At 60.8% G+C, this 1,206-nt stretch carries 1 protein-coding gene; it reads right to left on the minus strand.

What is annotated here, in order from left to right; all coding sequences use genetic code 11:
- Window positions 1-79 precede the first annotated feature (79 nt).
- Window positions 80-1,206, minus strand: a 1,127-nt coding sequence (locus EOA85_RS35615; protein WP_164760147.1) for a calcium-binding protein, incomplete at its 5' end; no start/stop codon positions are given.

Here is a 1,206-nt window from a genome sequence, read left to right on the forward strand (position 1 = left end):
GGCTTCAAGCTGAAGTTCGTGCACCTGTCTCTGTTGGCGGGCGCGGGCCCTCACGCGAGGTCGTTTCCCGTTAGCTCCTTCAGGTCACAAAGAATGCAGCTGCCGTAAGCGACAGACCTGGAGAGAGAGTGACGAATTGTGTTTGAACCGCGCCGCCGATCCCGTCGCTGTCGAAAGAGAGCGCTCCGGTTGAATTATTGTAGATGATACGGTCGGAACTGTCGTGCGCGGCCGCACCCGCAAAGAAAGCGGCGGATGTGAGCGCGCCCGAGCTCAGCCCGGCAAAAATGGCGTTGTCGATGTGGAGCTTGTCCTGGAGCTTGTTGAAGTCGGTGATCCTGTCGATATTGCCAGCTCCCAAAGCGGTATTGAAAACAAAGGCATCATTGCCGCCATTGCCAGTCAACGTGTCGGCGCCACGGCCGCCATTGATGACATTGGCGCCTGCATTGCCCTTGATTGTCTGGGCGAACTCATTGCCGGTGAGGTTGATTGCCGTGGTCGCGGACGGATACCTGGCGGCCAGAAGCTCGACCTGCGAGCCGGCCGCAAGCGCATAGCTCACCATAGTAGCCACGCTGTCGCGACCGCCGCCTATCGCCTCAATCACCTTGTCGCCGGCATTGTCGATATAGTAGCCGTCGTTGCCCCCGTAGCCAATCATCGTGTCGGCGCCGCCGAGACCATTGATGGCATTGGCGCCGGCGTTGCCCTGGATTGTCTGGGCGAACTCGTTGCCGTTGAGGTTCATAGCCGCCGTGCCGGACTGGCTGGTGGTGGCGAGAAGCTCGATCTGTGACCCGGCCGAAAGAGCATGACTCAATGAGGCGAGCACCTTGTCGGTGCCGCCGCCGACCGCCTCGACGACCCTGTCGCCTGCATTGTCGACATAATAGGTGTCGTTGCCGCCGTAGCCGGTCATCGTATCGGCGCCAGCGAGGCCGTTGATGACATTGGCGCCGGCATTGCCATGGATAATCTGGGCAAACGTATTGCCGGAGAGGTTGATTGCCGTCGTGCCAGACGGATTCGTGGTGGCGAGAAGCTCGATTTCCGAGCCGGCCGCGAGCGCATAGTTCAGCGAGGTGAGCACCCTGTCGGTGCCGCCGCCGGCCGCCTCATTCACCTTGTCGCCGGCATTGTCGACGTAGTAGGTATCGTTGCCGCCGTAGCCGATCATCGTGTGGGCACCGGTTCCCTGAAGTA

The organism is Mesorhizobium sp. M5C.F.Ca.IN.020.29.1.1 (assembly GCF_003997375.1).
Taxonomy (GTDB): domain Bacteria; phylum Pseudomonadota; class Alphaproteobacteria; order Rhizobiales; family Rhizobiaceae; genus Mesorhizobium; species Mesorhizobium wenxiniae.